The 16,508-nt window shown below is 44.1% G+C and carries 14 protein-coding genes and 1 riboswitch; of the genes, 3 read left to right on the forward strand and 11 right to left on the reverse strand.

Annotated elements, in window-relative coordinates; translation table 11 throughout:
- Positions 1–374: 374 nt before the first annotated feature.
- From TZ97_RS07075 to TZ97_RS07110, 8 genes are all read right to left on the reverse strand, one after another.
- Positions 375–1,091, reverse strand: a complete 717-nt coding sequence (locus tag TZ97_RS07075) for a DUF554 domain-containing protein (protein WP_045759858.1) — start codon at positions 1,089–1,091, stop codon at positions 375–377.
- Positions 1,092–1,113: 22 nt separating this feature from the next.
- The gene (locus TZ97_RS07080) at positions 1,114–2,778 is read right to left on the reverse strand and encodes a MutS-related protein (RefSeq protein ID WP_045759859.1); all 1,665 of its coding nucleotides are present in this window, start codon (positions 2,776–2,778) and stop codon (positions 1,114–1,116) included.
- Positions 2,779–2,781: 3 nt separating this feature from the next.
- Complete coding sequence (locus TZ97_RS07085; RefSeq protein ID WP_045759860.1) at positions 2,782–4,125, reverse strand: CapA family protein; 1,344 nt, start codon at positions 4,123–4,125, stop codon at positions 2,782–2,784.
- 193 nt (positions 4,126–4,318) lie between these two features.
- Positions 4,319–4,522, reverse strand: a complete 204-nt coding sequence (locus TZ97_RS07090) for a hypothetical protein (protein WP_080934895.1) — start codon at positions 4,520–4,522, stop codon at positions 4,319–4,321.
- Between the two features lie 195 nt (positions 4,523–4,717).
- Positions 4,718–5,602, reverse strand: a complete 885-nt coding sequence (locus TZ97_RS07095; RefSeq protein ID WP_045759862.1) for a helix-turn-helix domain-containing protein — start codon at positions 5,600–5,602, stop codon at positions 4,718–4,720.
- A gap of 387 nt (positions 5,603–5,989) precedes the next feature.
- Entirely contained in the window at positions 5,990–6,925 is a 936-nt protein-coding gene (gene msrB, locus TZ97_RS07100; protein WP_045759863.1) for a peptide-methionine (R)-S-oxide reductase MsrB, read from the reverse strand.
- A 273-nt stretch (positions 6,926–7,198) separates the two neighbouring features.
- A complete protein-coding gene (locus TZ97_RS07105) occupies positions 7,199–7,555 on the reverse strand; it encodes a hypothetical protein (protein WP_045759864.1) in 357 nt (118 codons plus the stop codon).
- Between the two features lie 277 nt (positions 7,556–7,832).
- A complete protein-coding gene (locus tag TZ97_RS07110) occupies positions 7,833–8,768 on the reverse strand; it encodes a dihydroorotate oxidase (protein ID WP_003016837.1) in 936 nt (311 codons plus the stop codon).
- A 299-nt stretch (positions 8,769–9,067) separates the two neighbouring features.
- Between TZ97_RS07110 and gdhA the strand changes: the two genes are divergently transcribed.
- Together gdhA and TZ97_RS07120 are read left to right on the forward strand one after the other, a co-directional pair.
- Positions 9,068–10,414, forward strand: a complete 1,347-nt coding sequence (gene gdhA / locus TZ97_RS07115) for an NADP-specific glutamate dehydrogenase (RefSeq protein WP_003004977.1) — start codon at positions 9,068–9,070, stop codon at positions 10,412–10,414.
- Between the two features lie 279 nt (positions 10,415–10,693).
- Positions 10,694–11,011 carry a hypothetical protein gene (locus tag TZ97_RS07120; protein ID WP_003016835.1) on the forward strand — a complete coding sequence of 106 codons (318 nt, stop codon included), beginning with the start codon at positions 10,694–10,696 and terminating at the stop codon, positions 11,009–11,011.
- A gap of 140 nt (positions 11,012–11,151) precedes the next feature.
- Here TZ97_RS07120 and TZ97_RS07125 read toward each other — a convergent pair whose 3' ends face one another.
- Positions 11,152–12,000 (reverse strand): mechanosensitive ion channel family protein, encoded by an 849-nt coding sequence (locus TZ97_RS07125; RefSeq protein WP_003008782.1) that lies wholly within the window; start codon positions 11,998–12,000, stop codon positions 11,152–11,154.
- A gap of 137 nt (positions 12,001–12,137) precedes the next feature.
- On the opposite strand from TZ97_RS07125, the gene sstT reads away from it, so the two are divergent.
- Positions 12,138–13,355 carry a serine/threonine transporter SstT gene (sstT, locus tag TZ97_RS07130; RefSeq protein WP_045759865.1) on the forward strand — a complete coding sequence of 406 codons (1,218 nt, stop codon included), beginning with the start codon at positions 12,138–12,140 and terminating at the stop codon, positions 13,353–13,355.
- Positions 13,356–13,408: 53 nt separating this feature from the next.
- Here sstT and TZ97_RS07135 read toward each other — a convergent pair whose 3' ends face one another.
- Both TZ97_RS07135 and TZ97_RS07140 read right to left on the reverse strand, forming a co-directional pair.
- On the reverse strand, positions 13,409–14,740 hold the full coding sequence (locus TZ97_RS07135; protein WP_045759866.1) for an alanine/glycine:cation symporter family protein: 1,332 nt from the start codon (positions 14,738–14,740) through the stop codon (positions 13,409–13,411).
- 102 nt (positions 14,741–14,842) lie between these two features.
- Positions 14,843–14,937: riboswitch (glycine riboswitch) on the reverse strand.
- Between the two features lie 129 nt (positions 14,938–15,066).
- Entirely contained in the window at positions 15,067–16,485 is a 1,419-nt protein-coding gene (locus tag TZ97_RS07140) for a C69 family dipeptidase (RefSeq protein WP_045759867.1), read from the reverse strand.
- Between the last annotated feature and the right edge of the window lie 23 nt (positions 16,486–16,508).

Here is a 16,508-nt window from a genome sequence, read left to right on the forward strand (position 1 = left end):
AGATAATGTCCCTCCTTTTTGGAGCACCGCCATTTTTCTAACAAGAGCACAAGGACAAGCAAAAAAACTAACCAGTCTTTACCGGTTAACTTTAGAATGAGACAAACTATTTAAAAGTAAAATAAGTTAATCGATTCTAAAAGTAAGTAAAAATGAGTTCCTATTTTTAGAATGAATCAAGAAAATACAAAAACTTTCCGCTGTGAGAAAAGTGCCTGAAACAATACGTTTCAGGCACTCGGAATTATTGAGACCTTAGGCTCAATAATTAGTCATGGAACTTCTACGAAGTTCGCTGACGTCCGTACTCACCTAAGGAAAGTTTTTAAGTTGACTTTGTCTTAAATCTGAAGCTACTGCTTAGCTTCTATTTTTCACCCGACAAAAGCCCAAATAATGGCAATTAGCACTGCTGGAAGGAGATTGGCGACCTTGATTCGTTTGCCCCAGATGAGATTGATCCCTACACAGAGAATGAGGCTGGAGCCAACTAGGGACAGATTCGAAAGGGCTTGCGGAGTCATGATCGGTGCGATCAAATGGGCCAACAGCGTGATCAATCCCTGAAGGATCACGAGTGGAACCACCGCAAAGATCGCGCCCTTTCCTTTTGAAACGGTCAAGACCAGAACGATAACCATATCGAGAATAGCTTTGGCCAACAAGGTCGAGGTGTCGCCTGTCAGGCCATCCTGGACAGCTCCAACCACCGCCATAGCCCCGATACAAATGGTCAAGGCCGTGGTCATAAAGGCATCAACAAAACCGGTATCGCCTTGGTTGCCCGTCTTTTCCTTCAGCCAGGTTCCCAGTCGCTCAAAGCCCTCCTCAATCTTCAAGAGTTCCCCAATAATGGTCCCGATCACTAGACTCAGAATCAACATCATACTGCCGTGACTTTCCACATGACTTCCATGCACCACCAGCATCTTTTCCAAGGTCCCTGCGATACCCAAGACAAAAACAGCAACTCCTGTCACTTTCAGAAGGGTCTCATGAAAATCTTCTGACAAACGTTGACCGATGAGCAATCCTAAAAGTCCACCAAATACGACCCCTAAGGCATTATAGAAGGTCCCTAAACCGATCATTTACAAACTCCTTCGTTCATTTTCATTCTTTTTCAATCTCTTTCAAAGACCAGTGCCCCGTCTCTTCATACTGGTCAATCAAGTCCTTGGCTGTTTGCGTAATCTCCTCTGGATAATGAAGGCTTTCTAGGGTATTGACCGCATTCTTAGTCACAGCTGACCCTGGCTTAATCTGGTAGTCAAAGACGATCTTGCCATCCACATAGCGACTGTCAAAATGGTAATTATCATTGACTTCACCGGAGGCTGCGACCAGCTCAATATCATGACTGGAAATCATGTAGAGACAGTTTTGAGCAGCCAACCAGCGGACAATCCCAAGGCCTGATCCGATCCGCTCGATGGTATTGGTCCCCTTAAAGAGCTCGTCAATAAAGAAATAGTGAAAACCAGGCTTTTTCAGATGCTGAATCATCCGCAAAATAGCTTTACTTTCGGTGATGAAGTAGCTATCTCCAACTTCAATGTCATCGCTCACATCCATAGCTGTTAGGACATGACCGTAAGGAAGGGCTAATCTTTCTCCGTAGGCAAAGCCTAATCCTTGAGCCAGAATGGCATTGATAGCAACAGTTTTCAAATAGGTCGATTTCCCGGACGCATTGTCCCCACTGATGACCATGTTTTTTTGAAAATGCACATCATTCGCAATCGGATTAGACAGCAAAGGATGATAGAGCGTCTCACCCTCAATGCCACCCGTTTCCGTAAAGACTGGCTGGCAGACCACTTCTAGATCCCGCTTGTGGCGCAAGAGGCTAATAGCAACTTCCATCTCCCCAAGGAGATCCAGAAGCTTCTGGGCCTCTTTTTGATGAGCCTTCACCTGATTGTAAATATAAACCTGAGCGATCTGCGGGAGTAAAAAGAGGACATTGAGGTAGAGGAGAATAATTTCCATTTCCGAAGTCCCCGTTGGACTCTGTAAGACACTGGCAAGGATCCGCGTTTTCTTAAAGGGTTTGACTGCCTGCTTGAGTTCTTCTTGTTGTGGCAAGGCTAGATGGCTCAAGCGTTCTGCCGAAGCAAAGATACGGACCAAATAGCTAACATTGTCCAGACGGATTTTATTGGACCAATTGCGCAAACTCGAAAAGACGATATTAAAGACCACACTGATCACCAAGAGGGTAATGGCCCCGACTGGCTCAAAGGGGATTGCAAAGAGACAGAGGATTGGAAGACAGGCCAAGGCTAGATAGAGGGGCAAACCTGCATAATGCTTGCCAGGATTTGCGACAATGCTCCTCGCCATGTTGTGGTTCTTCTTGCCCAGTTGGTTGAAAATGACCTGGACCTGTAGCCGCAAATCAGGATACTCTTCAAAGAAGGCTTCTAAGTCATGAAGTTGGTCCTGAGGCTGGAATTCCAGCAGGCGCATTTTTTGATAGAGAGCTTCTGCCCCAAGGCTCGATTGGGTGTAGTTGAGCTGATCAAAGACCGCATCCAAAGCCAAATCATGCCAGGTCTGATCATCCACTTGGCTATCGATCGTCTTTCCCTTAGCCGGATAAGCCAGACTGTCTATCAAACTTTCTTCTGTATCTTTCTTGCGAAAGAAAGGCGCTCCATCCCAAGCCTTCTTCAGCTTTTGATTGAGGTGGATGACCGTAAGAAATTTGGTTGCCCAAATCACCACTATCAATCCTAGGATCCCAAGCGGGATCCAGTTCACATTTCCTTCCATGCTCTATTCCTTTCCACTCTGAGGCCAGTCCAAGTGAACATGTTCCTTCATTTCTCGGTAAGCCGTGTCCACTCTCTCCTTGGTCTCCTCATCCAGCTTGTCGCGGTATTTGCCACCTTGGATAAAATCTTCCAAGATATAGGTCTGGTACTTGTACAAGTCATAGCCTTCAGGAGAATAGGTTCCCTTCGGAGTCCGACTGACCCAGGTTGGATGAGCAGTAGCTGTCTTGATCTTTGTCTTGCGGCCAACCTTTTCAATGGTCACATCCATCAAGACCCCTCGCTCTGTCCATTGAGCAGTCTCCACATCTCCCATGGTTTCCAGACGCTGATTGGACAGGAAATTCCCCATTGAGTAGATGATAAGCTTGTTTTGACCATCTTTATTGACCACTTCAGCAGGCTCTACAACATGGGGATGCCCGCCAAAGACAATATCAGCCCCCCAAGAAACCATCTTGTGGTAGAGCTCTTTTTGCTCTTCTGTCGGCTCCAACTGGTACTCGATTCCCATCTGGGGCATGACAATGGTGATATCGGCCTCTTGCTCTGCCTTTTGGATCTCCGCCTTCATCCGCTCTTCATCCAGATCAGACAAGACATCTGCTTGCTCTTCTGGAGTAAGGGTCGTTTCCATTCCATTAAACCCATAAGCGTAGGCTAGAATAGCAATCTTGATGCCATTCACTTCCTTGATCACCAAGGGGGCCTGCCCTCTCTTTTCATGCGTGTATACACCGACAGGTGTGATGCCTGCATCTTCAAAGGCCTTAGCTGTCGAATAGACTCCTTCTAGACCTGAATCCAAGATATGGTTGTGTCCCAAATCCATGACATCATAACCAGCATCCTTGATGGCTGGTACGACTTCGCTCGGCGCATTAAAGAGAGGATAACCTGACAAATAGTAATTGGGGTTAATGGTTCCCTCAAAATCACCCAAGGCCAGATCCGCCTTTTGTAGCCAGGGTTTGACATACTCATAATTTTCATGAAAATCATAGGTCCCATCTTCTTTTTGCGCGCTCATATAGACCAAATCATGATAGAGCTGATCTCCATTGGCCATGATCCGCGCTGTATGAGGAATCTGATCAGCCGGTGTCTTAGCCTTGTACACAACCTCTGGCCGTTCGGTTGCGGTGATCGGAAAGCCTTGGAACTTTTGCACCCACAAGATAGCATTGGCCACGATAAAAACGACTGACAAGAGCACATAGACAAACTGTTCATTGGTCAGCTGAATCTTTGAAAAGAGACGATCAAAAGCCCAATCAAAGGCCGCCGATAGCTCTTTCCCCATCGTTTTGATGGTCCCTTTCACACTCTCCAACTTCTCTAACATTCCTACCTCTTCTTCGTACCTAGTTTCTCCAATGATCCGCCAACAAATTGAGCTGTCATTGAAATACTTTCTCTTCATTGTATCACAATTTTTAAGAAGAGAAAAAAGAGAGCAGGACAGAAGCGCTATTGTTTAGAAACGCTTCATCGTCCTGCTCCTGCACAGTTGATGGATTCATGTAAATGATCGATCATCACTTCTTATCGTTTGATTTGGACAAGCTGATTGCAACCATGACAAGACTTAGGAAAAAGGCCGAAAGTAACCCTTTTGTCGTCCGATTCATAAAAGGTTGATGAAATACAAAATGATTATAGGCAGTAAATCCTAATCCAATCAGAGTCACCAAAGCCGAAAGCGCAAAAATCGTTAACCACAAATTTCTTTTTTTCATCATTAACTCCTTTTCTCTAAAATGAATGTTTGGGAAACGAATCAACAAAAAAATCGTCCTACAACATCCAAAATATACCGATCCAACAAACAGTTATATATCCTACTGTAGGAAATAAAGTTTTCTGATATCTTTGCTTTTTTATGATTTCAGTCTAACATAAAATGAAAAAAGCAACATGACTTAAACGTCGGGTTGCTAAAAATCGTTCTTTTTTTCTTCTAATAATCTTTGTACCAGCACTTCATCATCCAATAATTCAGCAAATGTAATTGCCTTTCCATAAAACTCCTCAGATTTCTCCTTGTTCTTTTCCACATGGAGCATATATTTTGCTTTAAACATATAAATAATAGGTTTGTAATAAACATGTCTCGTCTTATCAATTACATCTTCGAAAGTTTGAATATATTTAAGCGTATATTTTTCTTCCAACTGAGCTAGCAAAACAAGCAATATTTTTTCCAACTGTGTCAGGTATTCCTTGTCCCCATAATCTATGTCAAGCATTACTTTATCAGCCAACTCCTGAAAATACCTTTTATCTTCTAATCCTACAGCACAGCAAAAAAAGTAGAGTTCAATAATTAACAAATCATTAACCGTATAAATTGTTTTCTTTAAGATTTGTTGAAAGTATTCTTCTAAAAGAGCAAGACCATATCTCACATCAGAACTATTATAAATATCTAGACGCGCTTGAATCACATCTATAAGTAATTGTTCATCCTCTGGAAGACGATCGTAATAACATTCCCCAATTTCTTCTAAAATCGCTAGTTTCCGCTCAATTCGTTCTCGATCCGCATAGGTCGGACTATCTACCAATTCTTTCTTTAACCTTAGATAATCTTTTGGTATTTCAATTTTGTCAATATCAACAATATACTGAACCTCGACATTCAGTTTTTTCGCTAAATATATTAATTTGGGTACAGTTGGCATAGCCTGACCATTCTCAATTCGGGCTAATTGCCGAATAGTCAATTCAGATTCATCATCGCAAATATCTGCTTGTGTATATTTTCTATCTAGTCGTGTAGATTTTATTTTTTTCCCAATCTCTTTTTTTAAAACTTTCATCACCAGTACATCTCTACAAATTAAATATTATACTAATTTTAACACATATTTTGTTAGAATAACGAAAACCTTTTCATATTTTCCTTAAAAAGCACCCTAACTTGAAAATCATGCTCCTTATTTATAAAAGTGGCTTCTGTCTCTTAGAATGTGGATTTTTTTCTTACCTAAGGCAACCCAAGGGGTATTGCAGAAAACATCATCACGATTTTCAACTGATACAAACATCTACTGAAACTTTCCGCTGTGAGAAAAGTGCCTGAAACAGTGATGTTTCAGGCACTCGGGAGTTTTGAAACTTTAGGTTCAAAACTAAGTCATGGAACTTCTTCGAAGTTCGCTAACGTCCGTACTCACCTAAGGAAAGTTTCTAAGATGCTTTTTCTATTATCTCAAAGCTTTTAACAAATATCCATAACCTTCTTGTTCCATCTCCTCTTTTGGAATAAAGCGCAAAGAGGCCGAATTGATGCAATAGCGAAGGCCACCCTGGTCTTTTGGTCCATCGGTGAAGACATGGCCGAGATGGGCATTGCCTGAGCGGGATCGAACTTCGATCCGCTCCATCCCGTGGCTATGATCTTGGTAATAGTGGACAACATCTTTGGCAATAGGACGAGAGAAACTTGGCCATCCACAGCCAGATGCAAACTTCTCCTTGGCAAAGAAGAGAGGCTCCCCCGTCGTAATATCCACATAAATCCCCTCTTCAAAGGTCTGATCATAGGCATTGTGGAAAGGACGTTCCGTCGCACTTTCTTGGGTGACTTGGTACTGTTCTGCTGTCAGTTTCGCCTTTAGGATTTCTTGATCTGGCTTCTGATAGGCTGCTGGATCAATCAAGGGTTGGGCTGCATCTGTCACATCGATATGGCAATAGCCTCCAGGATTCTTCTTAAGGTAGTCTTGGTGGTAGTCCTCAGCTAGGATGTAGTGGCGCAAAGGTTCTAGTTCAACCGCTATTTTACTGCCCAGTTGCTTCTCCACTTCCGCAAGCACTTGGGCAATCACCTCACGATCTGCCTCGTCTGTATAATAGACGCCGGTCCGATATTGGCGGCCTCGATCATTTCCCTGCTTGTTAATGGACAAGGGATCGATCACACGGAAATAGTAGAGCAGAATCGCTCGTAGGGTAATTTTATCTGGATCGTAGATGACCTGAACGGTTTCTGCATGATCCGTTTCCTTGATCAGTTGGTAATTGGTCGTTTCTACCTGGCCATTGGCATAGCCCACCGTCGTCTCTTCTACACCGGGGATCCGTGAAAAATATTCCTCTAAGCCCCAAAAACAGCCACCTGCTAGATAAATCTCTGCCATCTTTTTTCCTCGCTTCCTGCATTCCCCACATGGAACGCTTGACATCTATTAGCTCCATCATAATCCAAGAGCCTCAGATTTTCAAGGATTCTGCATCAAAAATCCCTTCTACTATATGTAAAAGGGATTCAATCCTTCTTATTTTTCAAATAAGAAAAAGAGCGAGTAATAGAAATTCCAAAACGATAGGGTTAACTGATGTAGAAAATCATGAAGGACTACCATGACCAACACCTCCTCCGAATATCTGTGGACAAACTCAAGGCACATCAACTACAAAACCACCGTCGGTCCATAGACCTGTAACTGAGGCTTCACAACCTCGTAATGCCAGTGATCATAAGCTCGCCAAGCTTGAAAGGCTTCTTCGTTCAATGCTAGCCCGCCCAGACCAATCAATAGACTGGCGGTCTGATAAAACTTTTCTAACTCAATCAACAGACGATTGTCTACCCGCCTAGCCTTTCGTAAACCTTTCAACATCTGATCTAGATTTTCTCGAAATCGAAGGGTATCTGAACTAGGGGTGAATCCCTTAGAAAAGGCTGTTTGAAGAAGGGTGATCGTCGTCCTTGCCTCTTGAATCACGTCCCTTTCTTCCATAGAAATCACCTTCCTTTTCACCTCCATTGTACACCTTTTTCTCTCTATAAAAATGGAAAATTCCTAAAACTAGGAACAGAATGAGGCTGGGACAAAAGTCCTAGCCTCTCAATTGTTTCTAGATTGTCGAGCAAGACGCAGTGGTTGAGTGGGTCTACTACGCTGATTTCATCAGCTTTTACAGCCCTACTCAACTGTGCGGAGGTGGGACGACGAAATCGAATTCTAACGAATTACCGATTTCTGTCCCACTCTCATAAAAAACTCCCCCAAGTTTCCACTTGAGGAAGTTCTTTTCGAAAGATTAGTCAATGTAGTGTAATTTCCCACGGAAGTCTTCTAGACTTTGGTAGCCTTTTTCTTCCATGATGGCTTTGAGTTCCGCAGTGATGCGGTCAAAAGCTCCTACTCCTTCTTTATGCAGCGTCGTTCCGATTTGCACCATACTAGCCCCACAGAGGATATGTTCAAAGGCATCGCGACCAGTCAAGACGCCCCCAGTCCCCACAATCTGAATTTCTGGATTCAGACGTTGGTAAAAAGCATGGACATTGGCAAGAGCCGTTGGTTTGATGTATTCTCCACCAATCCCACCAAAGCCGTTCTTAGGACGAATCACCACAGATTCATCCTCGATGTAGAGGCCATTTCCGATCGAATTGACGCAATTGACAAACTTGAGCGGGTATTTGTTAAAGATCGCTGCCGCCTGATCAAAATGAACGATATCAAAATAAGGTGGCAACTTGATCCCTAGAGGTTTGGTGAAATAGGCAAAGACCTCAGACAAGATCCGATCTGTCGTATCAAAATCATAGGCGATCTGAGGTTTCCCAGGGACATTGGGACAGGATAAGTTCAACTCTGTCAAGCCTTTAAAGTCACTGTCTTGCACCTTTTTCAAGATGGTATGAGTTTCTTCAGGAGACATGCCGACGAGAGATAGGAAAAAGGTCCGATCTGGATCCGTTTCTTGCAACTCCAATAAGTAATTCAAATAATAGTCCAACCCTTGGTTAGGTAGCCCCATCGAATTGATCGAACCAAGCGGCACATCTTGGTAGCGTGGCTCTGGATTACCAGCACGGAATTCTAAGGTCGCTGTCTTGGTCACAAAGGTCCCCGCAGCTGAGTTCTTCACTTCTTCTAATTCCTCAGTGGTCATACAGGCTACACCTGCCGCATTCATCAAGCAGTTGTCAAATTCAAAACCAGCAATTTGCGTTTTTGTCGATACCATCTTGTACTCCTTTTTTGAAACACCACCAACAGAATCATTCGGGATGCTCTCTATTTTCTTCTTTCATTATACCATCACTTGGAAGCTTCCGGACAATCAAAGCTAAAAATTCTTCCAAACATTCGGACTTTCCTAGTCGTGATAAAATTTTCAGAAAATTCAACTTTTTTCTTTACAAGCCAAAAAAAGTCTGCTATAATGATCCATGTAATAAAACATGACATTGTTTATCAACTGTCTCAAAGCCACTCCCCTAGCGGGTTTGCTGGTTTTCGTTTCATTCACAAAGGAGAATTAACATGACAACTGCAAAAGAATATATCCAAAGCACTTTCGAAACCGTAAAAGCTCGCAACGGCCATGAAGCGGAATTCCTTCAAGCTGTTGAAGAGTTCCTTAGCACTTTGGAACCTGTATTTGAAAAACATCCAGAATACATCGAAGAAAACATTTTGGCTCGTATTACAGAACCTGAACGCGTAATTTCTTTCCGTGTTCCTTGGGTTGACCGTGAAGGAAACATCCAAGTAAACCGTGGTTACCGTGTTCAATTCAACTCTGCTGTAGGTCCTTATAAAGGCGGACTTCGTTTCCACCCAACAGTTAACCAAGGGATCTTGAAATTCCTCGGCTTCGAACAAATCTTCAAAAACGTCTTGACTGGTCTTCCTATCGGTGGTGGTAAAGGTGGATCTGACTTCGATCCTAAAGGAAAAACAGACGCTGAAGTGATGCGTTTCTGCCAAAGCTTCATGACTGAATTGCAAAAACACATCGGTCCTTCTCTTGATGTCCCAGCTGGTGATATCGGGGTTGGTGGACGTGAAATCGGATACCTTTACGGTCAATACAAACGCCTTCGCCAATTTGATGCTGGTGTCTTGACTGGTAAACCTCTTGGTTTCGGTGGTAGCTTGATCCGTCCAGAAGCAACTGGTTATGGTTTGGTTTACTACACGGAAGAAATGCTCAAGGCCAACGGCGACAGCTTTGCTGGTAAGAAAGTCGTGATCTCAGGTTCTGGTAACGTTGCTCAATACGCTCTTCAAAAAGCAACTGAACTTGGTGCAACTGTAATCTCTGTATCTGACTCAAACGGTTACGTGATCGACGAAAACGGTATTGACTTCGACCTTCTTACAGACGTCAAAGAAAAACGTCGTGCACGTTTGACTGAATACGCTGCAGAAAAACCAACTGCTACATACTACGAAGGTTCTGTATGGACTTATGCTGGTAACTATGACATCGCTCTTCCATGTGCAACTCAAAACGAAATCGATGGCGATGCTGCAAAACGTTTGGTCGCTCAAGGTGTGAAAGTTGTCTCTGAAGGAGCAAACATGCCAAGTAACATCGATGCCATCAACGTATACAAAGAAAATGGTATCCTTTACGGACCTGCTAAAGCAGCTAATGCTGGTGGGGTTGCTGTATCTGCTCTTGAAATGAGCCAAAACAGCCAACGTCTTTCATGGACACGCGAAGAAGTGGACGGACGTTTGAAAGACATCATGACCAACATCTTCAACACTGCTAAAACAACTGCAGAAACTTACGGTCTTGGTAAAGATTACCTTGCAGGTGCCAACATTGCTGCCTTCGAAAATGTCGCAAACGCGATGATTGCACAAGGTCTTGTATAATCAATCGATATTTTTCTTTGAAACCTTCGGGTCAAAGCCTCTCAACTCCTGAAACCAGTATGTTTCAGGAGTTTTTTTGTAGCTACAGACCTCTGTCAAGACACCCCGTCCCAAGTGAGGAAAGCCATTTTTTAGATAAGGGACTCGACCGTCTCTAGTGGGGAGATGTGAGCCCTCTATTTTTCTGTATCTTTTTTTAAAAAAATTTTATTTTTTTTACTTTACCCCCTTGCATTTTTAATAAATTAGTATTAAACTATAGCAAAAGGAGGTGTGCTTATGTTTCTTTTAGCTCAAGAAAAATCAGATACGATCGAATTCCTTAAGTCTGAATTGGTCCAATTACTCTCCAATATGCGACAAGAAATCGCAGCTAGCCGTCAATCACAGACCGGCGCAGCTTGCCATCATATTGAATATTGCATGGACAAGATCCAAAGGGCAAAAAGTTCCGTAGCCATTGCCCTCCCGATCGAATCCTTAAATCTTGAAATCACGACGATGCTACGCCAGCAACTCATCGTCTTGCCACCAGAGGCTCGAAAAAATTGGGACCAGATTAAAAAGCTGGATTTCAAATACTGCCACTTAAAATAGACCAAAAAAGAGAGTGGGACAGAAATCGGTAATTCGTTAGAATTCGATTTCGTCGTCCCACCTACTCAACCACTGCGTCTTGCTCGACAATCCAAAAATAATTGAGAGGCTAGGACTTTTGTCCCAGCCTCTTTTTTGTATTACATGATCCCGTTCTTTCCTGTCGGTAGGCTAATCCCTGCTTCCATCAAGGCATCATGGTAGAGTTTATAGTAGGTATGATAGACCGTCGTCTGGGTTCCATTTTGCGCAGTCATCGCAATTCGGAAGGAATAACGACCATTTTTTTCGATCTGTGGGCCTAAAATCGTAGGACCTGTCAACACCTCTGGGTGTTTATCTTGTTCAGACTGATTAACCTGAGCAATCACCTGATAGATCTTGTCGAGATCGGTATTTGCATCTAGCGGAATATCGATCAGCACGCGCATATCACCACGTGAGAGATTGCTGACGACGGTGATGTTGCGATTCGGAACAAAGTGGAGAGTCCCATCAAAGTCCCGCACCTGGGTCGTGCGAATCCCGACACTGCTGACGATGCCGGCAATATTAATAGACCCATTCGTGAGACGAACATTGTCTCCCACGTCCAACTGGCGTTCTAAAAGGATGAAGAAACCATTGACCAAATCGGAAAGAAAACCCTGGGCTCCCATCCCAATCGCCACCCCAGCAATCCCAGCACCAGCCAAGAGACTAGAGACCGGAAGACCTAGAATCGACAAAATCCAGTAGATCAAGATGAAATACAAACAATAGTTTAAAAGGCTCTCAACCAAACGGAGAATCGTATTTTTACGGGCTTCATCCTGCACCGTATACTTAAAGGATGGGGTTAATATCCGCTTAACCAGGCTATGGATGACCTTTTTAGCAATAAAAAATAAAAGAAAGACAAAAATCAGAGAGATACATTTTGATATCAGATCATCAAAAATCTTCGTCCAGTCTATTTTACTGAAATAACGTTGGAAAGCTTGACTCATTTATTCGGGCCTTTCTATCAAAGAATAGTATGATTATATCAAATATTCGGAAATAAGGCTATTTTTTGAAAATTTCATTGCTTTCCCCCCCTAACTATCGTATAATATTCCTTAATTATTTTTTAAGGAGGTCCTACATGATTCATCGATTGATTACCACTTGGAATAAAACCAACCTTATGAAAAGGATCGCAATCGGGATTGTACTTGGTGTTATCCTAGCCCTTATCTTCCCGAAAGCATCTGGCATTGGACTCTTAGGTCAGTTCTTTGTTGGAGGGCTCCGTGCGATCGCACCCCTTCTGGTCTTTGCGCTTGTCGCAAACGCTCTCTCCCAACACCAAAAAGGGACAGAGACCAATATGAAAAAGGTCATCGTCCTCTATCTCCTAGGAACCTTTGCAGCTGCCTTCGTCGCTGTTTTGGTCAATTACATCTTCCCAATCACCATTACCCTGACTGGAAAGGCCGCTGAAGGATCCTCTCCAAACGGGATTGGCGAAGTGATTAGTAACCTCTTGCTCAAGATCGTCGACAACCCGGTCAACGCCTTGCAGCAAGCCAACTACATTGGGATCCTTTCTTGGGCCACTGTCTTTGGGATTGCCATGAGAGAGGCGAGCGAACATAGTAAGGACCTCCTCCAAACCCTAGCAGACATCACTTCAAAAATTGTTGAGTGGATTATCAACCTAGCTCCATTTGGGATCTTAGGCTTGGTCTTCACGACCATCGCTGGCCAAGGACTCAGTGCCCTTAGTAACTACGGGATTCTCTTGCTTGTTTTGGTTGGTACCATGGCCTTTGTAGCCCTGGTCATCAATCCATTGATCGTCTTTTTCATGATTCGCAAGAACCCTTATCCCCTTGTTTTTAAATGCCTCCGTGTCAGCGGGGTAACAGCCTTCTTCACCAGAAGTTCTGCAGCCAACATCCCTGTCAATATGCGTCTCTGTGAAGAGTTGGGGCTGAATCCAGATACCTATTCTGTCTCCATTCCACTTGGTTCAACTGTAAACATGGCAGGCGCAGCCGTGACGATCAATATTTTGACGCTCGCTGCTGCCAATACCTTGCACATTCAGGTTGACTTTGGAACTGCACTCATTCTAAGTGTGGTAGCGGCTATCTCTGCTTGTGGCGCATCTGGAGTTGCGGGAGGATCTCTCCTTCTCATCCCTGTTGCTTGTAGCCTCTTTGGTATCACCAATGATTTGGCCATGCAAGTCGTCAGCGTCGGCTTTATCATCGGGGTCATCCAAGACTCTTGTGAAACAGCCCTCAACTCTTCGACAGATGTGCTCTTCACTGCCATCGCCGAAATGAGCAGCTGGCCAAAAGAAAAACGCTATTAAATGAGCCTATCTCAAATAGACAAGAAAACCCAGATCCATCGATCTGGGTTTTCTTATTTCTTAAAGTATTGTTTGCTTTCTTTGATGATGACAGGTGAGAGAGCTAAGAGGGCAATTAGGTTAGGCAAAGCCATCAGCCCATTCACAATATCCGCGATCACCCAGACCAGATCCAGCTTAAGGAAGCCTCCTAGTCCAACCATAAAAACAAAGAAGGTCCGATAGAGGTTGATATGTTTAACACCAAATAGGAATTCAAAACACCGCTCTCCGTAATAAGACCAGCCAAGAATAGTCGTGGTCGCAAAAAGCACCAAGCATAGCGTTAGAATGATGCCTCCGACTGGGCCAAAGGCGCCTGTAAACGTATCCTGAGTCAGGGTACTAGTGCTGCCCTTAGCCATCCACTCACCTGAAACCAAGAGCGAAAGTCCTGTCAAACTACAGATGATAATGGTATCAATAAAGGTTCCTGTCATGGAGATCAAGCCCTGCTCGACGGGCTCATTGGTCTTCGCCGCCGCTGCTGCAATGGGTGCAGATCCGAGACCAGATTCATTAGAGAAAACTCCACGCGCCACCCCTTTTTGGATAGCCATTTTGACCGTTGCTCCTGCGAAACCTCCCATGGCTGCAGTCCCTGTAAAAGCACCCGAAAAGACCGATTTCAAGGCTGGAAGCAATTGGTCCAGATGCAAGACAATAATCGTGATGGTCGCAAAGATATAGGCAGCCGCCATAAAAGGAACCACTTTTTCAGAGACTTTGGAAATCCAGTGAATCCCTCCAAAGATGATGGTTGAAACCACCAGAGCAATTACTACACTAGCCACTTCTGGAGCTGTTCCAAAACTGGCTTGAAGGGATCCCGTAATGGAATTAACCTGGGTCATGGTTCCGATCCCAAAGAGGGCTACCAGCACTCCTGCAACCGCAAAGAAAATAGCCAATGGTCGCCACTTCTCTCCCATCCCGTGAAGAATGTAGTACATCGGACCACCTGAGATATGACCGTTGTCATCCTTGGTCCGATAACGAATGGCTAAGAGCCCTTCTGCATACTTGGTCGCCATTCCAAAAAAGGCTGCCATCCACATCCAAAAGAGGGCACCTGGGCCACCTGTCTGAATCGCTGTAGCTACCCCTACAATATTCCCCGTCCCTACAGTAGCTGCTAGGGCTGTCGCAAGGGCTCCGAAACTCGAGATATCCCCGTGTCCCTCATCTTCTGTAAAGATCAAGCGAAAAGCTTTTGGAAGGTAGCGTATCTGAAGCAAACCCAAGCGAAGGGTCAGGTAGATCCCTGTTCCTACTAAGAGCACCAATAACGGGGCGCCCCACACTAGATTATCGAGTTGTTGAAAAAACTGCAATACATGATCCATTTTCTGTCTCCTTTTTCATCGACCGCTCGACAGAAAAGAGAAAAAGAAAGAGCACATGTCAAACATGTACTCTGGTCCTGCTTAAAATAGGGGTCTTCCCCTATTTTTCGCTCTGTCCTTTTACCTGAGAGTTTGAGTAGATGCATCCTCTACCTTGCCCCTTCGGTGCCATTTCTGGTCTCTCCAGAGTTCCGTCCATTCACAGTCACTCACGCTCCTGCAAACTTCATTCGGTCGTATGTAATTTTCTCTATTTTAATCGATTTTCAAAAGTTTGTCAATCGTTTCTGAAAACATCTTGTAAACTACCTGAAAATACACGGTTTTTAATCACTCAAGGAGAAGTGATTGGTCATGAGGTTGCTAGCATCGAGCAAAATCTTGTCCAAGAGTTGATCTGTCGCTTCCTGGATTTGATCACTCATAGCTTGGTTTTCCGCTTCAAAATCAACGGTTTCACCTGTGGCAAGTGCACGATCGACTTTATTGATGCGCGCATGTCCCCAGGCCATTGTCGTTTCTTGGTAATCATCCAAATCACCAACATGGTGAGCATAGTGAGGATCTGCTAGTCCCGCAATAATCCGGTTGGCCCAGTAGAAGGAATCCGTTGTTACCTTAGCCGTCGTATTGGCAAAGTAGTCTGGCGTTGTATCCACTTGGGTAAAGAAAGGAACAGCTGTATTGTATGGCATGGAGCCATAAGAAATCCATTGGATGCCTGTCGTTTCTTGTGGTTTATTGGGACGCAATTGTAAAATCGCTGTCTGGCTGGTCCGGTTAATCCCGATCGTCCGGAAGGTCCGCTGACTCACGTGATCTCCTTCAGGGCCATAAGGATCGTAGATAGTGTCTTGGTAGTGGTTGCTCAATACATATTTGACATCTTCAATCGTCACCTTGCGATAGGGTTTTTGACACCAAGGAATCTCAAAACTCCGTGGATCCTGCTCGATTTCAGGATTGAGGAAACGCTGGATGGCCCAAGCCCGCGGTGTATTGTAGTGACGATCCTTGTCTTTTTGGCTACCAAAGGCATAGCGTGGATTAAAACCTTTCCCTTCTTGATCCAGAATCAAATGGTGCTCTGTGACAAAATGTTCAAGGTCTGGGTCACAAAGAAACTCATCTGGATTACCAAATTCAAAATAATCACTTCCTAGTTGATTCGGGTTGGTCACATAGGCATCGTCAGGGACACGGCGCGCCATCCAGTGGTGACCTCCGATGGTTTCCAACCACCAGATTTCATTCACATCTGAAATGGCAATCCCGTTGGATTCATATGTTCCGTACTCTTCCAAAATCTTTCCGAGACGCAAGACCCCTTCGCGGGCTGTCTTGACATAAGGCAAGACCAAAGTCAGCATGTCTTCCTCACCGATGCCACTCTCTACAAGAGGATCTGCCCCTAGCACACGGCTATTGGTCGTAATGGTCTCTGTCTCACTCATGGCTACATTATAGACATTGATCCCAGCTTCTCCCCAGATCCCGTCTTTAGGAATGGCATCTGGAACCGCTGTATAGCGAACTGGATTATCTGGCAAGTCGATTTCAAAAGTTGATAAAACAGACTTGTAATGACGTGGTTGATCTTCTGGTTTGACCACGATCAATTTCTTGGGCGTAAAAACGCCATTTTGAGAATCCTCTGTTCGTGCTACAATGGTTGAACCATCATAGCTAGCATTTTTTCCGACTAGAATCGTTGTACACGAATCTGCACTTTCACGTTTACGCATGCGTATCCTCCCAAATCATTCAT

Origin of the sequence: Streptococcus parasanguinis (assembly GCF_000963275.1) — a bacterium.
In the GTDB taxonomy this organism is placed as follows: domain Bacteria; phylum Bacillota; class Bacilli; order Lactobacillales; family Streptococcaceae; genus Streptococcus; species Streptococcus parasanguinis_B.